A 20,526-nucleotide genomic window follows, 5' to 3' on the forward strand; every position below is an offset into this window, starting at 1 on the left:
AGCACGCACGGTGAGTCCCAGCATCGAAGATCACGCCCGACGATGCGAGGATGAACGCCATGCCCCTCGGGACCGGTTCACCGGCGCAACCGTTCGCCCACCTCCAGGCGCAGAACTCGGCGCTGTATCGGCAGATCCTGGACGCATTCGTTTCGGCGAAGCAGCGCTTCACCGTGCACCTGCGGCCCGAGGACGTCCTGATCGACATCGGGGCGGGGCCGTCGCTGGAAACCGTTCGCGCCGCCCTGGATCAGCTCGCCGAGTGGGGCAACCTGCGCGCCGACCCCGACACCGGCCGGGTGACAACGGTTGAGGACTTCCACCGGGCCCGCTACCTCTATCAGCTCACCCGGGAGGGGCACGCGGCGGAGGAGGCGATCGCCAGGTATGAGGAGGCGATCGGGCGGCGGGGCGCCCTGCAGTCGGTGGCCCTGTCCGACATCGCGGAACAGCTGCGCGGGCTGCTGGCCGTCGCCGAAGCGGCGGCGGCTGGCGAGCCGCCGGACGCGGCGAAGACGCACCTGCTGTTGCTGAGCCTCGTCGACCGGTTCACCGGCCTGGCCGACAACGCGCAGGCCTTCATGGCGTCGCTGCGCCGGACGATGGACTTCTCCGACGCCGACGTCGCGGCGTTCCTGGCCTACAAGGAGCAGCTGATCGCCTACCTGGAGCGGTTCATCGCCGACCTGGCCAACCGGGGCGCCGAGATCGCGGCGCTCACCCGCCAGATCGAGGCGGTCGGCGTGACACCGCTGCTGGAGGTGGCGGCGCGCCGCGAGGCCGCCGACACCGCTCCCACCGAGGAGCACGGCGGCGCGGACGCACAGGATGACCTGGACCGGAACGCGTGGGGTGGGCACGACGCTGCCATGCGGCAGTCCCTGGACACCTGGCGCCTGCGCTGGGCGGGGCTACGCGACTGGTTCGTCAGCGGCGACAGCAGCCGCCCTGCCCAGGCGCGGCTGCTGCGTACGGCGGCGATCGGTGGGATCCGGCAGTTGCTGAGCACGGTCGCCGCGATCAACGAGCGGCGGGCCGGGCGGTCGGACCGCTCGGCGGACTTCCGCCGACTCGCCCTCTGGTTCGCCGAAGCGCCGGACGACGAGGCGGCGCACCGGCTCTGGCACACCGCGTTCGGGCTCTCCCCCGCGCGGCACCTCACCACCACCGCCGAGACCCTCGCCGCCGTCGAGGAGCGGCCGGTGCCGGCGGCCACGCCGTGGGCGCAGGCACCTCGCCTAAAGATCAGCCCTCGGCTGCGCCGTACCGGCTCCTACGAGCGGCGGGGCGCGCCGAACCGGGTGATCGACCGGTCGGAGCAGCGTCGCGTGCTCGCCGAGCGGGTGCGCCGGGAGGCGGAACAGACCGCCCGCGCCCGGGCCGCGCTGGCCACCCCGGGCCCGATCCGCCTCTCCGAGCTGGCGGAGCTGGACTCCGCCGAGTTCCGGCTGTTCCTTCAGCTGCTCGGTGACGCCCTGGCCACCCGCCGGCCGGACCAGTCGGAGGTGACCACCACGACGTCGGACGGCACGATGGTGGTCCGGCTGCGACGGGTCGACGCGGCCCCACCGGTGCGGGTCGTCACCGAGGACGGGGTGCTGACCGGGCCGGAGCATCTCATCGAGATCATCGACCTTGTCGGGGCGGCCAGGTGAGGGGGCGCGCCGTCGCCGACGACGTGCCGGAGGCGCGGCGGCGCAGGGCCGCGCGGCTGCTGCTGGCCCGCCCGCTGCTGGTCGCTGGGCTCACCGACGCGGAGACCTACCGGCTGGTCCGGGCGTACGCGGCGGAGCTGCGGGAGTGGTTCGACCGGGAGACCGGCTGGCAGGTGGTGGCCGACGCCCACACGGTACGGCTGGTGAAGCTGACCGCCGACCCGCACGACGGCACCCATCCGGCGCGGGATCCGCGGTCGCGGACCCCGTTCTCCCGGCAGCGGTACGTGCTGACCTGCCTGGCGCTGGCGGCTCTGGAGCGTGCCGACGGGCAGATCACGCTGGGCCGGCTGGCCGAGGAGGTGGTGACGGGGGCCGCGGAGCCGGCGCTGGCGGCGGCAGGGTTCTCGTTCGCGTTGGACCGGCGGGAGCGGCGGGCCGACATGGTGGCCGTGGTCCGGTTGCTGCTGCACTGGGGGGTGCTGCGTCGGGTGGCCGGGGACGAGGAGGCGTACCTGGGTGCCGGTGGAGACGTCCTGTACGACGTGGACCGGCATGTGATCGCCGGCCTGCTCGCCGCGGCCCGGGGGCCGTCGATGATCGACGAGTCGACGGGGCCGGGTCGGCTCGCGGCGTTGACGCTGGAGGTCGTACCGGATGTGGACGACGCCCGGAACCGGGCGCTGCGGCACCGGCTGACCCGGCTGCTGCTGGAGCAGCCGGTGGTCTACCACGACGAGCTCTCCGAGGCCGAGCGCGCCTACCTGACCAGCCAGCGTCACGCGCTGCTGACCCGGATCACCCAGTTCACGGGCTTGGTCGCCGAGGTGCGCGCGGAGGGGATCGCGATGGTGGATCCCGAGGACGAGCTTACCGACGTGCGGATGCCGGCCGAGGGGATGCAGAGCCACCTGACCCTGCTGTTGGCGGAGCACATCGCCGCCGGTGACGGGGTACGGGTCAGCGAGCTGCAGCGGCGCACCCGGGAGCTCGCTGTCGAGCACCAGACGTACTGGCGTAAGCACGCCACCGACCCGGGCGCCGAGGTGGACCTCGTCGCCACGGCGTTGGAGGCGCTGCGCGCGCTGAAGCTGATCCGGGTCAAGCCGGGAGCAGACCCGCTCGTGCTGCCCCGACCGGCGATCGCCCGATATGCCCTGGCCGCGCCGACGATCCGCGAGCCGGCCGCCCGACGGGTGGGCACCGACAAGTCCGAACGATCGAGGGAAACTGCGCGATGACCGTACCGCTGGCCGACCAGCTGCCGCTCCCGGCGAAGGAACGCTGGCAGCCGTTGCGCGCCGGGCTGGTCGACATCTTCTACTACGACCAGGAGGAGTTCCACTTCCACGGCGGGAGCCTGCTGCTGCGGGGCAACAACGGCACCGGCAAGTCGAAGGTGCTGGCGCTGATGCTGCCGTTCCTGCTCGACGGGGACCTGGCGCCGTACCGGGTGGAGCCCGACGGTGACCCGCACAAGCGGATGGAGTGGAACCTGCTGCTCGGCGGCAGGTACCCGCACCAGGAGCGGCTCGGCTACACCTGGTTGGAGTTCGGCCGCCGCGACCGCGACGGCGACCGCTTTCTCACCATCGGCTGCGGGCTGAAGGCGGTCGCCGGGCGGGGCATCGCCCGGCACTGGTTCTTCGTCACCAGCCAGCGGGTCGGCGTCGACCTGACGCTGGTGGGTGCGACTGGCACGACGTTGACCCGGGAGCGGCTGCGCGACGCGGTCGGGCCCGCCGGAATGGTCTACGACCGGGCGGCGGACTACCGGCGGGCCGTGGACGAGGCGCTGTTCGGGCTCGGCAGCCGATACGACGCGTTGGTCTCCCTGCTGATCCGGCTGCGCCAGCCGCAGCTGTCGAAGCGGCCGGACGAGAAGAGCCTGTCCCGGGCGCTCACCGACGCGCTGCCGCCGCTGGACGAGAACCTGATCACCCAGGTCGCGGAGGCGTTCCGCAGCCTGGACGACGAGCGGATGACGCTGCGGGAGCTGGCCGAGACGAAACGGGCCGCCGACGACTTCCTCACCCGCTACCGGCAGTACGCGCGGGTCGCGACGCGCCGCCGGGCCGGGCTGCTGCGCCAGCAGCACAGCCGCTACGAACAGCTCGGCAGGGAGCTGACCGAGGCGCAGCGGGCCTACGACCAGGCCGACGCCGACCTGACCCGGGCGTTGGCGCGCATCGACGGGCTGACGGAGCGGTCCCGGGAGCTGACCACGCGGCTGCAGGCGCTGCGGGACAGCCCGGAGGCACGTACCGCCGAGCATCTGCGCCGGCTGCGGGGCATCGCCGACGAGCGGGACCGGTTCGCCGTCCGACAGGAGGGGCGCCTGCGCGACCTGGAGGCCGACGTGGCCCGCGCCGGCCGGTCCGCGGAGGACACGACCCGGGAGCTGCGGCAGGCGCAGGACGCCGAGGACGCGGCGCGCGCGCAGGTCGAGCGGGACGCCGCGGTGGCGCGGCTGGCCGACCGGCACGCGGCGCGGGTGGTGGCCGCACTGCCGGTCGGGCTGGCCGAGGCGACCCGCGCCGCGGACGAACTGGTCGCCTCACGGTCGAGTTCGCTGCGGACGCTGGACCGGCTCCGCGACGCCGCCGACGCGGCCCGGGGCCGGGCGGACCGGGCCCGCGACGAGGTGAACCGGCTCGACGCCGAGATGGCCGCCGCGGACCTGCGGATCGCGGAGGCCGAGTCGGCCGCGACCGAGGCGAGTGAGCTGCTGCTCCGGCGGACCGGGGAGCACCTCGGCGGCGTGGTCGAACTGCCGGTCGGTGACCTCGACGGCGTCCTCGCGGAACTGGAGCAGTGGGTCGGCGCGCTGGCCGGAGAGAACCCGGCGGCGCGGGAGACGACGCGCGCCGCCACGGCCGCGACGGAGGCCCTCGCCCGCGCCGACGCCGCGTTGGAGGCCGACGAACGCGAGGTCCGCGACGGTCTGCAGCGGGCCGAGGCGGAGCTGCGCCGGCTGGAGGCGGGAACGCATCAGCCGCCGCCCGTGCCGCACACGCGCGCCGACGAGGCACGCCGGGACCGGCCGGGCGCGCCGCTGTGGCGGGTGGTGGACTTCGCCCCGGAGGTGCCGGCATCGGATCGGGCCGGCATCGAGGCGGCCCTGGAGGCGGCCGGCATTCTCGACGCGTGGCTCGACCCCGACGGAGGGCTGCGCGACCCGCTCAGCGGGGACACCGTGCTGCGGCCCGGCGCGGCGGTGACGGCAAACCTGGCCACGCTGCTCCGCCCGGCGGTCGACCGGGCGGACCCGGCCTGCGCGGCGCTGTCGGACGAAGCAGTCGCCGGTGTGCTCGCCGCGATCGGCCTCGGCGCCGGCTCGGCGGTGACCTGGGTCGACGTGACCGGCGCGTTCGGCAACGGGGTCCTCGCCGGACGGTGGGCCAAGCCGGCGGCGGAGCACATCGGCGACAGTGCCCGGGAGGCGTCCCGCCGGGCGCGGATCAACCAGCTGCGGCGGGAAGCCGAGGAGCTGTCGGCGCGGCTCGCGGCCGTCGCGGGCCAGCGCGGCGAGCTGCGCCAGCGGCGGGAGCGGGTCGTCGCCGAGGCGCGGGCGCTGCCGTCGGACCAGCCGCTGCGGGAGGCCCACACCCAGGTACGCGGCGCGTACGAGACCCGCCGCGGCATCGTCGGCCGGCGGGACGAGGCAGATGCGGCGCTGGGCCGGCGGCTCGCCGAGGCGGAGGCCGCGCTGGCTGAGGCGACCGAGTTCGCCGACGACGTCGACCTGCCGTACGACGTCGAGGAGCTGGCCGCGGTGCGGGACGGGCTGCAGTCGTACCGGGTGGCCCTGGCCGCCTGGTGGCCGACGGTGAGGGGCGTGCGTGTGGCGCGCTCCCGCCGGGACGAGGCGGCCCAGCTACACGAGGAACGGCTGGAGCGGCTGGCGCCGGCGGCGGTCGAGGCGGCCGAGGCGCGGGACGCGGCGCGGGCGGCCCGAGTGGAGTTCGAGACGCTGGACGCCACCGCCGGCGCGTCCGTGGCGGACCTGCAGCGCCGCATCGCGGAGGCGACCGGCCTGCTGGAGGGCTGCGAGCACGACCGTGAGGAGGCCCGGCGGCAGGAGGCGGCGGCCCGGGACGCCCGGGGTGACGCCGGTGGGCGACACGGCCGGTTGCAACAGGAGCTGCACGCGGCGACCGGGGCCCGGGACGCCGCCGTCGAGGGGCTGCGCGCCTTCGCCGGCACCGGCCTGGTCGACCTGGCCTGCCCCGGCCTCGAGGTGCCAGACGTGGCGCAGTCGTGGGCGGCGACCCCAGCGGTGGCGCTGGCCCGGGCCGTCGAGCGGGAACTGGCCGACACCGACGACGACGACCGCCGTTGGGATCGGCTGCAGCAGCAGGTCAGCATGGATGTGAAGGCGCTGACCGACGGCCTGTTGCGGCAGGGTCACCAGGTGGTGACGACCATCCGTGAGGAGACGATGGTCGTCGAGGTCAGCTTCCAGGGGCGTAGCCGCCCCGTCGCCGACCTGGCCGCCGCGCTGGTTGACGAGATCGACGAGCGGCAGCGGATGCTCTCCGCGCACGAGCGGGAGGTGCTGGAGACGCACCTGGTCAACGAGGTGGCCGGGGCGCTCCAGGAGCTGATCGTCGGCGCCGAGCGGCAGGTCGCGGGGATGAACGAGGAGCTGGAGGTACGGCCCACCTCGACCGGCATGCGGCTGCGGCTGCTGTGGCGGCCGACCCGCGACGCCCCGGCCGGGCTGGCCGAGCTGCGCGCCAAGCAGTTGCGGCAGAGCACGGACGTCTGGAACGACGAGGACCGCCGCGCCGTGGGCGCCTTCCTCCAGGAGCAGATCAACCGGGAACGGCTACGCGACGACGCGGCGACCTGGTCGGAGCAGCTCACCCGCGCGCTGGACTACCGGGCGTGGCACGAGTTCACGATCCAGCGGCACCAGGACGGGCAGTGGCGCCCGGCGACCGGGCCCGCGTCCGGCGGTGAGCGGGTGCTCGCGGCGAGCGTTCCGCTGTTCGCCGCCGCGTCGTCCTACTACGGCTCGGCCGGCAACCCGTACGCGCCGCGGCTGATCGCCCTGGACGAGGCCTTCGCGGGGGTGGACGACGACTCCCGGGCGAAGTGCCTCGGCCTGCTGGCCACTTTCGACCTCGACGTGGTGATGACCAGCGAGCGGGAGTGGGGCTGTTATCCGCAGGTGCCCGGCCTCGGGATCGCCCACCTTGCCCGGCACGACGGCATCGACGCGGTGTTGGTCACCCCGTGGCGCTGGGACGGACGCGAACGGCACCTGTTGTCCACGCCGGATCGGCGGGCGCCGCGGCAGCGGAACCCACAGCCGCACGAGCATCATCCCGAGCCGGAAACGACCCCAGGCCTGTGGGACGTGCCGTGACCGACCTGGAACGGCTGCGCCGGCAGCTCGGCGGGGCGGAGACCGAACGGCTGTTCCAGCGGTTACGCCGCCGCATCGCCCGGGGTCAGCCGCTGACCGGCACCCTGAGCCTGGACGGGCCCAGCCAGGACGAACGGCGGGCGGTGGAGCGGGTCCTGGGCCGCCCGCCCGGTCGCGGCAGCACCCTGACCATCAACCTCGACGAGCTGGATCGGATCATCCGGCGCAGCGGAATGCACCCCGGCGGCTTGGCCGGGGCGGTCGAGGCGCTGACCGGAGGCGTCGCGGTGCTCGCCGAGGTGCGGGCCGCCGAGGCCGCCGCCTGGCAGGCCGCCCTCGCACCGCTCGCCGCACTCGGCGGTGTGCGCGCCGAACTGGCCGAATGGTGCGCCGCCTCGGGCACGGCCGCGCTGCTGCGGCGACTGGCCGGTACGCCGCCGGCGGCGGCGCGGCTCGTGGCCGACCTGGTTGCCGTCCTCGCCGCGCTGCCTGCGGACGGGGAACCGCTGGGCCGGATCGCAGCCCGCACCACCGGCGACGCGCACGCGCTCGACGCCGGCCGGGCGCTGGAGACAGTGACCCGTTCTGCCGTCCGGGCCACCTGGTGGGGGGACGCGCCACTGCCCGAGTCGGCGGCCGAGCAACGCCGGATGCTCTGGTACGCCGCCGGGGTGTTCCTCGACGATCTCTCCTCGACCGTGCTCGCCGTCAACCTGCCCACGATCCCCGGATGCCGGCTGCACGACCTCGTCGCCCCCGCCGCCGCACTCGGGGAACCGGTCGTCGTGACCCTGCGCCAGCTCGCTCGCGGAGAGCCCCGGTTCGCCGCGCGGACCGTGTACGCCTGCGAGAACCCCACTGTGCTGGCCGCCGCGGCCGACCAGCTCGGTGCGGCGTGCCCGCCGCTGGTCTGCGTCGGCGGCCAGCCCAGCACCGCGGCGCTGCGGCTGCTGGCCAGCCTGGTCCAGTCCGGCGCCCGCCTGCGGTATCACGGCGACTTCGACTGGGGTGGCCTGCGGATCGCCAACCTGCTGCACGGCAGGGTGCCCTGGCAGCCGTGGCGCTACAGGACCGTCGACTACCTGGCCGGGGTCGCGGCCCGCACCGCCCAGCCGATTACCGGAGGGTCGCTGAGTGGCACGCCGACCGACGCGGCCTGGGATCCGGGACTCGCTGCGGCGATGCTCGCGGCCGGGGTCCGGGTCGAGGAGGAACTGGTGCTCGACAAGCTGATCACCGATTTGTCGGCGGCGACGGGACATTGAGGTCGCCGCTGTCGGGCCGTAGGCGTTGCGAAGCGGCTGCAACCGCACGACGTCGACGAGTCTCGCCCGGGGGGTCATGGACAGGATCGCAATCGTCGGCTGCGGCGGCAGTGGCAAGTCAACCGTCGCCCGCCAGCTGGCCCGGATCTTCAATTCACCACTGACTCACCTCGACGCGAGCTACTACGCCGAACAGTGAAACCCGGTGCAGGAGCAGTTCGCTGACCAGCAAAGGAAGCTGGTTTCATGGGAGTAGTCCTCGGTGAGGAGTGCGTCGTGTCCGCCCTGTCCGAGGCGGCGGATCTCCCAGAGATCGCTCAGCCACAGCATCCGCAGCCACCCCATCCATACGAGGGAGGTCTGAGGTACTAGCATTGCCGCAGTCCGGGACGGCTCTGCTGAAACGAGGCGAAATGCGTTGGCTCCGGCGGTTACTGGGCGGCGGGCGGGTCCAGCTCGATACGGGGCGGCAGCAGGCACTGCTACGGGACGTTCAGTACCGGTACGGCGCCCGCGCGGAGGTCCGGTTTTCCGAGCAGGTCGAGGCGGTCACCGCAATGCTGAACGGCGACGACGGCTTGGTGGTGGCGGCCCGGATCGTGAGCCAGGTCGCCGACGAGGCCCACGCGGACCTACAGGCCCAGGCCAACGAAATACACCGACGGACGGGCCGGCGGCTCGTGGTGCACCGCCGGAACTATCGGCCGCTGTGGAAGGAGACCGGCTCAGCCCTGCGGTGGCCACTGTTCACGTTGCCGTGCGGCTTCCACCCGTACGCGCAGGTGGCCGCCGCCGTCGCGGTGGTCGGCGGCCAGGCGCCCCGGCTCGACCAAGTGACCGACCCGAACCCGCTCCTGACCCGCGTGTTCGAGGTGCTCGACCTCACCACCGCCGGCTGGGAGTACGGCCGGGTGCGGATAGACACCGACGCTGCCGCCCTGGCGGATAGACTGATCTCGAGCGCTGGGCAGGTCCTTACAGCCATGGACGACCCGCCCCGGCTGCCACCTCCGGTTCGTGAGTGGATGCGCCGCAACAACACCTTCGACGTGCACGATCCGACCGGCCCTCGGGTGGTAGGCGTGATCAATGTGGGCGCGAGGATGCGGGAGTGTCTCCTGGCCTGAAGAACACCGAGACCATGTCAACGAGCAACGCGCTCGGCTCGTCCAGTCGCCACTCCCCGACCTACTCGACAGTCTCCTGGCCCACATCGGCCTGAGCCTTGAACCCGACTCAACCTAACCATTGAGAGACTTCTATAGCTGTCAAGGGGTGCTGGTAGCTGGGTGTGCGCCGGTCAGGGTTCTGAAGAGTTGCCGGCAGATGTAGCGCTTGAGGTTGCGCATGACCTCGCGTTTGGTGCGGCCTTCAGCGGTGCGGCGGGTGACGTAGGCGCGGGTGCGGGGGTCGTGGTCCATGCGGACCAGGGCGACGGTGTAGAGGGCGCGGTTGAGGCGTCGGTCGCCGCCGCGGTTGAGTCGGTGTCGGGTGGTGTTGCCTGATGAGGCGGGTAGTGGTGAGGCGCCAGCGAGGGCGGCGAACGCGGCCTCGGAGCGGATGCGTCCGGGGTGTGACCAGGTCAGCAGGACGGTAGCGGCGACGACGGCGCCGACGCCGGGTAGGTCGAGCAGTTGCTGGGCCTGTGTGGTGACTGCTTCGTGCAGGGCGGTGTGGTTGGCGGCGAGTTCGGCGTCGAGGGCGCGGATGCGTCGGGCCAGGCGGATGGCCTCGGCTCGGCAGACGGTCAGGGTCGGAGTCTCGTCACGGGTGCGCCAGGCCGCGATGGTGGTGATGGTGGTGGTGGTCAGGGCGCGGCGGGCGTCGATGCCGAGGTTGACGGTGCGTAGCAGGGCGGTCAGTGCGTTGACGGCGCGGGTGCGTTCGCCGCTCATCTGTTCGCGGGCGACGGTCAGGACGCGCAGAGCGGTGCGGGCGCCGGTCGCGCGGGGCCAGCGCAGCTCGTTGACGTTCAGACTGCGGGCTGTTTGGGCCATCGCGATGGCGTCCAGGGCGTCGCTCTTGCCGTGGCGTCGCCTGCTGATGGCCGGGATGTCGGGTGCTTCGGCGACGGCGAGGCCGGCTGCGGTGAGCTGTTCGGTGAAGGTGGCGCCGTAGGAGCCGGCCCCGTCGATGACGATCAGTGTTGTCGCGTCCTGGGTGTGGCGTTGGATCCAGCCGGTGGCGCGGCGTAGCCCGGCCGGGCTGGTCGGGAACTGGGCGTGCTGCTGGACTGCGCCGGTGCCGGCGGTGATGAGTGCGAGGGTGTGGGAGGCGGCGTGAGTGTCCACGCCGACGACGAGGTCGTAGTGGTCTGCGACGATGGCCATTGCGGCGTCCTGCCTTCCGATGCAGAGGTTAGCGTTGTTCGATCTCGACAACACCCTCGTCCAGCGCGATCGGGCATTCGCCGCCTGGGCACAGGAGTTCACCGCAGAGCATGACCTTGACCCCAAGTGGGCCACCTGGCTGATCTTCGCCGACGCACATCACGACGGCCCGATGGACACGTTTTTCGACATCGTCCGCGACGAGTTCGCCTTGACCACTCCCGCAGACGAGTTGTGGCGACAGTACCGACACCGCATGCCACAACTGGTCTCATGCTCCGCCGAGGACCTCGCGGGGCTGGCCAAGCTCCGCCGTCAGGACTGGAAGATCGGGATCGTCACCAACGGCATGACCGACAACCAGCTCGGAAAGATTCGCAACACCGGCCTGGACCGGCACGTCGACGCCTGGTGCATCTCACACGACGTCGGCATCCGCAAGCCCGACCCACGCATCTTCCAGCTCGCGGCCCACCGCTGCGGCCTCACCCTCGACGGCGGCGGGTGGATGATCGGCGACAGTCTCATCCTGGACATCGCCGGTGGTGCCTGCGCCGGCCTACGGACGGTGTGGATCCCCGAGCCCCGCCTCGCCCGTCAGCACGCCACATACGGACCGGACTTCTTCCTCCCGCCCGCACCCGACGCCACTGTCATGTCGGTCGCCGAAGCTGTCGACGTGCTACTCACGGCCGAGTGACCGGCTGCTAGCCCTGCCCTGCTGGTCAGCGAACGCCCTGCGCGGCAGTGAGCGGTCGTCTCGGCCTACCACCTTGCACGGCTTTAGACGTCACCGGGCTTGGTCCAGTCGGCTTCCTCGAACTGACCGTCGAGGAGCTGCGCGGGGTGCGGACTGGCTTGCCCTCCTCCACGCCGGACAACTCGATGTCCGCGCGCCGCCGCGATGCTCCCCGGCCGGTCGCCGGCGTAGCGGGGATGTCTCGTGCCGATGCAGGCTTCTCACACCCGCACGCGGGGATCGGCCAGCACGTTGGCGACCGCGGCCGTCATCCCGTCGACGCACAGCGTCGGCGCGCCGACCATGAACTCCTCCCGGTCGAGCCACTCCACGCGCTCGACGCCCGGCGCGGCCAGGATGCCCACGTCGAGCTGTAGCGACGCGTGGTCGTCGTAGTATCCGCGGGCGGCGTCACCGACCCAGAGGGACCAGTGGTATCCGGTGCCGCCCCGCTTTCGGTCCGCCTCCGTGAGCGGGTCGGTTTTGAGGTCGCCGGTGTCAAGCAGTTCGGCGACGGTCATGGGTTCCAAATCCGGATGGGCCGGCGGCAGCACCACCTCAAGGAGGTGTTCGAGGTGAACGGTGCAGGTACAGTTCCCCCGCTGCGGAGGAGTCCAACTGTCGACCATCACAGCACTCTACGGCCCCGGCTCATCCAGTCGTCATCTCATGTCTCTGCTTTTGCCATGCAGACTCGCCGTGACTTGTACTGGCCCCGTCAGCGCGCACGACGGGCGGCAGATCCGGATGACAGCTGGCGAGGCGGACAGCTACGCGTCATTGTTGCGCGATGATCACCATCCAACGAGTGCGGGTGCGGTGGAGCGCTGCGGCACGCGGCGCTCAGCAGGCCAACCTCCGTCGTGGCCTGAGCTGCCCGGTGCCCCTTCCTGCCTCACTACCAATGTGCGACGTGGCCGTGCACGAGGTGCTGTATAACGAGGCGACCGGCTACGTGCGCCATGACGAGGTTCTCAGTGGGGGCGTGGAGCGAGCCCGCGACGTGGGCTTGTGGCTCACCCTTGAGGGTTCCGCGGTGATCGTGGAACGGCTGCCAGGCCGGGCGGCATTTCCCCGCGACCGTGGTACAGCCCGCCTGTTCCCACTCGCATCGGGGCAGGTGGGCCGCTACCGGGCCAACTTCCGGTTCACGTTCACCCAATGCGCCTGCAATCCCAGCTGGTTCTACGAGGACTGGGCAGTGCACGTCGCCAATGGCCCAGTGGAGCCCGAAAGGTTCATCCAACGCGAACCGGACCAGGACGCCGACAACCGCGTGCATCTCTACGGCGGCACGATCAGGCCCGCCGGAGGCAGCCGTCACCGCTAGGATCGGTCGGCGCGCAGCCAGCGGCAGATGAGTGCGCCTGGTCCTCGAACCGCGTCAACTGGAAACTGAAGCCGACCAGAATCGCCTGCTTCGAGGCCAACCCGGCCAACCACGATGTCCTGATCGGGCCCGGCGACGAATGCGTACGGTCCCGCGGCGACGTCATCGAACACCAGGCCACCTGCGAAGAACTACGTGACGAGATCCAGCAACGGTGCACCCGGGCACTTGCGTTCGCCGGCGCCGCGATCGCGCTGCCACCGATCCTCGTCGAGGTGTGGTGGCGGGTTCGCCGCAGGCCGGCACCGACGACACACTGACTCCACGCTCCCCCACCCTGATCGCGGCAGATGCGGATGCCCCACCAGTACCGACCCAAGTGCGGATCACCGTGACCGTGTTCAGGTTGCCGAGCTCGGCGTGCGGCGAGCCTAGGCTATGTGCCATGGAAGGAATGGCCTGGCTCATGCTGTGCCCGTGCGCGTTCTTTGTGTTGCTGTTCTTCGCCGCGACCGTGATTCTCTGGTTTCAGACCAAGCCGGGCAGCCGGTAGCTGAGTCGGCCGCGGCTTGGTGTGCTGGCTCATTCCGTATGCCGCATGGTGGCTCGATATCGACTAGTGCGGTCAGGCTGGTGGATCGTCTCGATAGAGATGCGCTTTCACACCTCGGCCACCCCAGCGGGTCGCAGCAAGTTCCGGCCGTGGGCGGGTAGGTTTGGGCAGCCAGCCATGCTGTCTGGTGTCGGGCGCAGCGTTGTCCCAGTCGGCGATCAACGCAAACGGATCCGTGGCGCGATCCGCCTCAATGTCACAGGTCTCCCGGACGACCTTGGAAGGGTAAAAGCGCGTCTCCTGAGCCACGTTGCAGTCGTCCGTTCGGGAGGCGACCAGGGCGCCGCACCTTTCGCACGCGACACACGGGCTCTAACCCGCCAGGGACCAGCAGCCGGTGAGAACGAGGTCGTGGACGAAACGCGTACCGCGTACGTCGCCGGGTGAAAGTACGAAGGTGCCGACGACCTGATCACGGCCATACGCTGCCTCATCGACGGCGTAGGTACCGGGGTCGAGCAGGGGAGGGTTCACATGGTGACAGTCCAGAAGCGACCAGTGCGGGCCCGCTGGCAACTCCACCAGCCGTACCGGGACGCTCAGTGCGTTCCCGCACGTCGCACACCGAAAGCTCTCCACAGCGGCAGTGTGACGTAACCTGCCGGGCGAAGGCATCCGGAATATGGGACAACACCGTTGAGTAACACGCCATCTCGGGACAGTCGCCCTTCCTGTATGCACTCAACTCGGCATGAGCGGACACCTGGTGGGGACCGCCGCCGTAGGCATCAAGGTGTGTTGTCGTCTCCACAGGCCGGACGCAGCAACCCCGTGGACCAGGCGTCCCACTGGGGTGCTCGGCGGGCCTCGCCTCTGAGATCAGCAACGGTCTAGCGGCCTGATGAGGTCGGTCCCCAGTCTTCGGCGTGGGTGAGGCCTAGGGCTGACAGCGCGTCGGCCACCGCCGTCCGGTGTTCGGCCTTCACGTCGGCGGCCAGCGTCGGCGCACTGTCGGTGATGGTGACTGGGTATGCCGTGAGTGGGGCGGTGCCGGAGTGGGCGACGGTCAGCTCACCTTCGCCTCGCCCCATGGTGAGGTCGAGGTGGGTCAGGTGCAGGGCGTAGGACGGCACCTGGGTGGTGGCGTAGCCGTCGAACGGCGAGCGGACGGCGATCGTGCCGTCGAGGCACCACCATTGGTGCCGGCGGTCGCCCCTGCCAGTGGTGGTCGGCGAACAGCTCGTGCCGCACCGACCGGTACTGCCAGGCCAGCACGACCGCGCGCCGCACGCGGGCGTCCATACTGCCCAGCCCTTCCGCCCGGTCAGTGGCGGCCAGCAGCGCGGCGAGCCGCCGGCGTACCCAGGGGGCCAGGACCTGCTGCAGCCGGTGCGGCCAGGCCTGCTCGGCGGCCTCGGCGGCGAAGCGCAGCGCCGAGGCCAGCCGAGCCAGGCGGTCATCGACGTCAGGCCAGTGTTCACCGGCGCGACCGGTGTGGTCGGGCAGCGCCGTGGCGTGACGACGGGCGACGTACTCGACGGTCGCGCGCAGCGCCCCACTGGCGGCAAGGTCGACATCCTGTCGGTTGTCGCACCACGACCAGTCGCTCTGGTGTCGCAACAGCTTCTGCGCGTAGGGGTCGCGCAGCACTTCCTCGCCGTGGTCGCCGTGAGGGGGGCGGGTGGCCGCATCGACCACCTCGGCGGCGAACAGCAACGCTTCGGCGTACCTTGTCGACGCGAACGACACATCCACCTGCGTCACCTCCCCCTTGCGGTGACACGATGCCACAACCACGCGACTCGCCCCGTCCACTCCAGACGGCATTCGCGCTCTGCGGAGGGGATACGGCCCGCGGTCATGGCAGTCCGCCGCTTTGACCGCTGCCCATCCCTCCGAGCTGGCGTCGGCCCATGCCTGGCTCCACGCCGGAGCCGGTGGTGCTCACGTCGGCAAGGTTGCTCCGAAGCTGGCTGGCGAGTGTGCTGGTTGCCTCCTGGGGTTCGACGTCGAGGTCGGCCAGGGCTTTGGTCAGGGCACGCAGGAGGGTGCGGATGCCGCGCACCACCACCCGAGCCCGGCCACCGCCGCGTCGCCCGCCGCCACCGCTTCCGCCACCGTCAGAGCCAGTCGTGCGTCCAGCCGCGCACGCGGGGCCCCCGGCCTCCTAGAGGGTGGAGGAGACCGGGGGTTCCCGGGTCGGCAGCGGTCAGGCGGTGATGCGGTTCTTCGCCGGCTCGGGAGCGGCGAACGCCTCGGTGGCCGGGGTGCGGAAGGCGTGCACCAGGCCGGCGATCGACAGCAGCAGGAGCAGCCCCGCCCCGATGAACGTCACCAGAGCGGCCTGCTCGGCCTTACGGCCGAACTCGCTGAAGCCGTACGAGGTGAGCAGCATGCCGCGCAGCGTCTCGCCCTTGAATACGGTCTCCCGCTGGCCGCTGACCTCCGCCAACTGCTTCTGCAGGTCGGCCAGGGCCGGGTCGTTGGTCTGCGTGGCCTGCTCGACCTTGGCCCGCAGCTCGCTCTCCGGCGCGCCGAGGTCGGCGTACGTCTTCCCACCGGCCATGGACTTCAGGTGCAGCCCGATGAACTCGTTGGCGTAGCACTCGGCCTGCTTGCCGGTGGTCATCTTCTGGCCGGCGTACTCGACCAGGCAGTCCGCCTTCTTCTCCTCGTCGGTCAGCTTGTCGGCCGGCTTGAAGGTGATGTGCTGCGCGCCGAGCTGGTCGCGTACGTAGTCGTTGGCGAAGTTCGCGTTCGTGGTGAGGACGAGGCCGGCGATGAGCAGCAGAACGGTCAGGCCCAGCCCACCGATGCTGAAAAGTAGGTCCAGGGTGCGTCGCTTCATGTCGGAACTCCTGTGAGGATGGCAACGTCCGTTGGTGTCGCGTCTCATCCTGGCTCACCACGGCGGTCCCTAGTCAGGGCCAAACCCCCTGTCCGGTCCGTGACCTTCGACTCCCCCGCCCGGGCCGTCCGGCCACCTCAGGGCCATTCGTCGGTCAGGTCGCCGTCGCTCACGGCGGGCCCGTCGTCGACGCACGGCTGGCGGGTCGCCATGCGTCCACGGGGTCTCCTCCGGCGTCGAAAACGCCCCGGCCGGCAGGAACGCGTCGGACAGGGTGGTGTGGCAAAGCCACTCGCCCACCTCGGGCACGGCGCCCGGCGGGTCGGCCCCCCGCCCATCTCGCCGGAGACCTCCAGCACCACCTCCGTCCTGCCGTCCGCGGCCGGGTCAGGAAGATCACTCGCGCCTTCTGCGCCGGCCGGGTCGGCGACCACAGCCTCGAGCATGGCCGCATCGCCGACAAGTTCCACTCGCGGACCGACCGGCGCCTGGCCATCCCGCACGGCAGTGAGCCGCCGTTCGGGCGGACGCCGCCCGCCGGGCCGGTGTCCCTACTGCCGGTCGTACCGGATGTGGTCAGGGTCGACGCCGAGGTCGACCAGGCGGTGGGCCATCTCCGTGACCATCGCCGCCGGTCCGGCGAGGTAGGCGTCGTGTCCGGCCCAGCCGCCGTAGCGGGTCACGACGTCCACCACCGTGCCGGGTTCGTACGGGCCGGCGTCACCGTCGGAGACCGCCAGCACCAAGCGGAGCCACGGGAAGCGGTCCGCGAACGAGCGGAGCGATTCGAGATCGTACAGGTCGTCCCGAGTGCGGGCGCCGAAGAACAGCCAGGTTGCCGGCGGGCTGGCCAGACGGGCCAGCCCACCCAGCAGCGCCCGGATCGTGGCCAGACCGGTGCCGCCGGCGACCAGCAGTACGCGATTACCCGAGGCGGTTGCGAGGGTCGTGATGCCGCGCGCCGGGCCGAGCCGCAGCACATCACCCACGGCGCTCTTGTGCACCAGGACGTCGCTGAGCCGGCCGGCGCCTGTCGCCCGCACATGGAACTCCAGCACCCCGTCACCGCCGGGTGGGTTGGCTATGGAGTAGGACCGCCAGGTGCGCGGGAGCCGCCCAGATCCGACGGTGGCGTACTGCCCGGCCCGGTAGTCGTACGCCTCGGCGGTGCGTACCCGCAGGACTGCCAGGTCGGGGCCGCGCAGCTCGTGGTGGACCACGGTGCCGTTGAAGTACGGCGGAGCGGAGAGCTCCCCCGTGGCGGCGTTGCTCATCACGCCGGCCAGGAACCGGTACGCCCGTGACCAGGCGTCGTCGTGTTCGGGACACCAGCCGGCACCGGCACGGGACCGCAGCGCCTCCATCAGCGCCGCACCGAACGGCTGGTAGTGGCTGGCGCGTACGCCGAGCTTGCGGTGCGCCCGGCCAAGCTCCTCGAAGACCGGCACGATGACCTCCGGCTGGTCCAGCCCCTCGATAAGCTGCCGCACCGACCAGGTGAGCTGGTCGCGTTGGGCCGCGAGCGAGTCGGGGAACAGCGACCTCAGGTGCGATCCGTCCCGGAACAGCGCCGCGTACAGGTACGTCAGCGTGTCGGTGAGCGGCTCCAGCAACGCGAGGCTCTCCCGCAGCAGCCGCTGGTCGTCCACTCGTTGCGGCCACGCCGCCAGCAGCGCCCCGGCGGACGCCTCCCGCTCGTCCGGCGCCGGCACGTCCCCGCGCATCCTCCGGCGCAGCACCATGGAGTGGTGCAGGCCGAGCAGATCGTGGTAGTCGTACGCGTGGTCCCTCTCCCTCATCGTCACGCCGGCATGCTAGGCGCGGCCCGCCGGCGAAGTGCCTCTCATCAGGACAAATGTGCGATCTACCACCGCTTGTAGTAGTCGGGGCGGACGGCCCTTCCACGACCGATCCAGTCGTGCTATCGGAATGCGGCCAGTGCTCCGCCCTTCAGGGCGGGGGTGAAGGCCCGTGCTGGAAGGGCCGTCAAGGCCCGGGCAGTGCCTTAGACCGGGCGGTTCTGCTGCTCGATGTACGGCGGCGCCGAAGCCGACGATCGCGGTCCCGCTGGCGATGGTCGCTGCACGGAGCAGCGTTGCTCGTTGAGCTTGGGCTGGTGCTGCCGCCGACAGTGTGCCCGGCGCTTGACTGGCAGGAGCGACGCAGTTGATCGGAGCAAGCTCCCTTGGCGTTGGTGGCTCAGCGTGACATGGGTCAGGTTCTGCGGACTGCGCTGGTGAAGCCGGCGATGAAGAGGGTGGCGAAGGTCCAGGCGAGCAGTTGCAGGAACCAGCTGGCGATGGTGAGGGTGTGGCCGGCGGGGGTGTCGGTGGGTTGGCAGCGGTCGCGGGCGCCGGTCTTGATCAGTGGGGTACCGAGGTCGAGGCCCACGCCGATCTCGTCGATGGTGGTGCAGGCGGTGGCTGCGACTTCTCCGGTGATCGCCGGCTTTTGGGCGAGGCCGCCGCGGTGGCCGATGGTGACGCTGAGGGTGACTGCGGTCGCAAGCGTGGCGAGGAGCAGGAGCAGGGCGCGCCAGGGCTGGTAGCCGTATCCGAGGGTGATGCCGGTGAGGCGGCCCCAGGCCCGTTCGGAGCCGGCCAGTCCGGCGCGCTGGATCTGGTCGCGGCGTTGGGCGATGAGGATGGTGCGGGCGTCGCGGTCGTGGCCGGCGGCGCGGTAGGCGGCGGCGAGGTGCTGGTAGGGCTGGGCTGCGTAGCGGGGGGTGTGCTCGCGCAGCAGGGTCAGCCAGCGCGGCAGTGACGCGGGCCGCGGCAGCCCGCTGTAGGTGAGCCCGTCCAGCTCGACCAGTGATCCCTGGTCCGGTGCCGTGTGCGTCGTTCGGTCGGTGTCGAGGCGGAGCGTCCCGCCGATCCGCGTACCGGTCAACACCAGCACCGCCTGGCCGTCTGCGCTGGTGGCGGTGAACCCGTCGTCCAGGAGCACGTCCTGGTCGACGCGGAGGCCGTCGGTGTTGAGGGCGGGTCCGGTGGTGTTCTCCAGCCGTGCCCCGCCGCAGTACAGGACGCCGCCGATGTGGGCGCCGGGCAGCTGGATCGTGCCCAGCTCGCTGGCGCTGGTGGCGGTGAACCCGGCGTCCAGGGCCACGTCCCGGTCGACCTGGAGGTGGTCGGCTTCGAGGGCGGGTCCGATGGTGTTCTTCAACTGTGCCCCGGTGCAGTCCAATGTGCCGAGGTGGGCACCGAGCAGCCGGATGGTGCCCTGCTCGCTGGCGCTGGTGGCGGTGAACCCGTTGCGGAGCAACACGTCCTGGTCGACCTGGAGCCGGTCGGCGTTGAGGGCGGGTCCGGTGGTGTTCCGCAGCCGCGCTCCGGTGCAGTTCAGTTGGCCGCCGAGGTGGGCACCGAGCAGCCGGACCGTGCCTCGCTCGCTGGCGCTGGTGGCGGTGGAGCCGCGCAGGAACACGCTCTGGTCGACCCGGAGGCCGTCGGCGTCGAGGGCGGGCCCGGTGGCGTTCTCGAGCCGCGCTCCGCTGCAGTCCAGTGTGCCGAGGTGGGCAGCGAGCAGCCGGACCGTGCCCTGCTCGCTGGCGCTGGTGGCGGTGCTCCCTTCGAGCGAGAGCACCCGCGCGGCAAAGCGTGTGGCGTCGACTGGCGCGTCGTCCGAATCTGCCGTTTGCTCGATGCGGCACCCGGTCATGGCAACCGCCGACAGTCGGGCGTTGCGGAGATTCACGCCGCTGGGGAGTAGACAGTCGCGCAGCTCCAGCGCCAGGTCACTGGTGATGTTCTCCAGATCGATCTGGCCGGCGATCCGGGCTCCGCGTAGCCGCAGGCCGTGTGGGTCGGGCTCGCCGACCAGGCGGCCGCGGACGAGCTCACGGATGACCGAGGCCGAGACCGTCCGCTCATCGCCCCAGGACCGCATCGCTGCCTCGTCGACCGGCCCGTCACCGGCCAGATCGAGCACCTCGCCGCGGGCGACGGACTTGATCAGTCGCTGCTCGACACGACTGTGCGCTCGACCGTCCGCGTTCCTTACCCGCTGGCGACTCACTGACGTCATGGCACCAATAATGGACAGCCATGCCATCCCGCGATCCCCCGGACCGGGCCACGGCCCGCGACCCGTCGAACGTTCCGCGTCGCGGACGATGGGAAAAGGACGCGGCGGATCAGCTCAGCGGCCCGCCCGCCCCACCGGATCCGGTGGCAGCTCGCCCGGCCCCTGCCGCGCCCACCAGCGCCACGAGGTCGTCGAGGGTGTCCAGGGTGCGGCCGGGACCGTTCAGGTCCACCTCGACGCCGTACTCCAGCTCGATCGCGTCGACCAGGCGCAGCAGGCCGAGGGAGTCCACGCCGAGTGCGACCATCGACCCGCCGGCCAGCACGTCGGCCGCCGCGACCTCGCCGGCCGTGGCCTCGCTCACCAGTTCCGCGATCCGCTCGCGCAGGTCGGTGCTGCTGCCCAT

At 71.6% G+C, this 20,526-nt stretch carries 16 protein-coding genes; 8 read left to right on the forward strand and 8 right to left on the reverse strand.

The annotated features are described in order from the left end of the window. Window positions 1–50: 50 nt before the first annotated feature. The 6 genes from ACZ6Q9_RS21005 to ACZ6Q9_RS21030 all read left to right on the forward strand — a co-directional run bounded on the left by ACZ6Q9_RS21005 (window position 51) and on the right by ACZ6Q9_RS21030 (window position 9,421). Complete coding sequence (locus tag ACZ6Q9_RS21005; RefSeq protein WP_396829438.1) at window positions 51–1,655, forward strand: TIGR02677 family protein; 1,605 nt, start codon at window positions 51–53, stop codon at window positions 1,653–1,655. Further along, window positions 1,652–2,896, forward strand: coding sequence for a TIGR02678 family protein (locus ACZ6Q9_RS21010; protein WP_396829439.1), 1,245 nt, complete (start codon window positions 1,652–1,654; stop codon window positions 2,894–2,896). Before ACZ6Q9_RS21005 ends, ACZ6Q9_RS21010 begins: the two co-directional genes overlap by 4 nt. After that, window positions 2,893–7,029 (forward strand): TIGR02680 family protein, encoded by a 4,137-nt coding sequence (locus ACZ6Q9_RS21015; RefSeq protein ID WP_396829440.1) that lies wholly within the window; start codon window positions 2,893–2,895, stop codon window positions 7,027–7,029. The genes ACZ6Q9_RS21010 and ACZ6Q9_RS21015 overlap by 4 nt, the downstream gene beginning before the upstream one ends. Further along, window positions 7,026–8,294, forward strand: a complete 1,269-nt coding sequence (locus ACZ6Q9_RS21020; RefSeq protein ID WP_396829441.1) for a TIGR02679 family protein — start codon at window positions 7,026–7,028, stop codon at window positions 8,292–8,294. Before ACZ6Q9_RS21015 ends, ACZ6Q9_RS21020 begins: the two co-directional genes overlap by 4 nt. A gap of 76 nt (window positions 8,295–8,370) precedes the next feature. After that, entirely contained in the window at window positions 8,371–8,493 is a 123-nt protein-coding gene (locus ACZ6Q9_RS21025; RefSeq protein ID WP_466021424.1) for a hypothetical protein, read from the forward strand. A 214-nt stretch (window positions 8,494–8,707) separates the two neighbouring features. Continuing rightward, window positions 8,708–9,421 (forward strand): hypothetical protein, encoded by a 714-nt coding sequence (locus ACZ6Q9_RS21030; protein WP_396829442.1) that lies wholly within the window; start codon window positions 8,708–8,710, stop codon window positions 9,419–9,421. Between the two features lie 141 nt (window positions 9,422–9,562). Here the strand turns inward: ACZ6Q9_RS21030 and ACZ6Q9_RS21035 are convergent, their stop codons facing one another. Beyond that, on the reverse strand, window positions 9,563–10,624 hold the full coding sequence (locus ACZ6Q9_RS21035) for an IS110 family RNA-guided transposase (RefSeq protein WP_393449412.1): 1,062 nt from the start codon (window positions 10,622–10,624) through the stop codon (window positions 9,563–9,565). On the opposite strand from ACZ6Q9_RS21035, the gene ACZ6Q9_RS21040 reads away from it, so the two are divergent. Continuing rightward, the gene (locus tag ACZ6Q9_RS21040; protein WP_396829443.1) at window positions 10,617–11,324 is read left to right on the forward strand and encodes an HAD family hydrolase; all 708 of its coding nucleotides are present in this window, start codon (window positions 10,617–10,619) and stop codon (window positions 11,322–11,324) included. The two genes, ACZ6Q9_RS21035 and ACZ6Q9_RS21040, sit on opposite strands and share 8 nt — an antisense overlap. Window positions 11,325–11,584: 260 nt before the next feature. Here the strand turns inward: ACZ6Q9_RS21040 and ACZ6Q9_RS21045 are convergent, their stop codons facing one another. Beyond that, the gene (locus ACZ6Q9_RS21045) at window positions 11,585–11,920 is read right to left on the reverse strand and encodes a hypothetical protein (protein WP_393262534.1); all 336 of its coding nucleotides are present in this window, start codon (window positions 11,918–11,920) and stop codon (window positions 11,585–11,587) included. 347 nt (window positions 11,921–12,267) lie between these two features. Between ACZ6Q9_RS21045 and ACZ6Q9_RS21050 the strand changes: the two genes are divergently transcribed. Further along, window positions 12,268–12,693, forward strand: a complete 426-nt coding sequence (locus tag ACZ6Q9_RS21050; RefSeq protein WP_396829460.1) for a hypothetical protein — start codon at window positions 12,268–12,270, stop codon at window positions 12,691–12,693. Between the two features lie 1,624 nt (window positions 12,694–14,317). Here the strand turns inward: ACZ6Q9_RS21050 and ACZ6Q9_RS21055 are convergent. From ACZ6Q9_RS21055 to ACZ6Q9_RS21080, 6 genes are all read right to left on the reverse strand, one after another. After that, window positions 14,318–14,962 (reverse strand): hypothetical protein, encoded by a 645-nt coding sequence (locus tag ACZ6Q9_RS21055; RefSeq protein WP_396829444.1) that lies wholly within the window; start codon window positions 14,960–14,962, stop codon window positions 14,318–14,320. A 142-nt stretch (window positions 14,963–15,104) separates the two neighbouring features. Then, the gene (locus tag ACZ6Q9_RS21060) at window positions 15,105–15,314 is read right to left on the reverse strand and encodes a hypothetical protein (protein WP_396829445.1); all 210 of its coding nucleotides are present in this window, start codon (window positions 15,312–15,314) and stop codon (window positions 15,105–15,107) included. A gap of 141 nt (window positions 15,315–15,455) precedes the next feature. Next, window positions 15,456–16,094 carry a hypothetical protein gene (locus tag ACZ6Q9_RS21065; protein ID WP_393262543.1) on the reverse strand — a complete coding sequence of 213 codons (639 nt, stop codon included), beginning with the start codon at window positions 16,092–16,094 and terminating at the stop codon, window positions 15,456–15,458. 551 nt (window positions 16,095–16,645) lie between these two features. Further along, window positions 16,646–17,893: a globin domain-containing protein gene (locus ACZ6Q9_RS21070; RefSeq protein ID WP_393450207.1), complete on the reverse strand. Its 1,248-nt coding sequence runs from the start codon at window positions 17,891–17,893 to the stop codon at window positions 16,646–16,648. Between the two features lie 415 nt (window positions 17,894–18,308). Next, a complete protein-coding gene (locus tag ACZ6Q9_RS21075) occupies window positions 18,309–20,120 on the reverse strand; it encodes a hypothetical protein (RefSeq protein ID WP_393449394.1) in 1,812 nt (603 codons plus the stop codon). A gap of 109 nt (window positions 20,121–20,229) precedes the next feature. Continuing rightward, window positions 20,230–20,526, reverse strand: coding sequence for a phosphopantetheine-binding protein (locus tag ACZ6Q9_RS21080; protein ID WP_393449391.1), 297 nt, complete (start codon window positions 20,524–20,526; stop codon window positions 20,230–20,232).

The organism is Micromonospora sp. NPDC049139, from assembly GCF_055586845.1.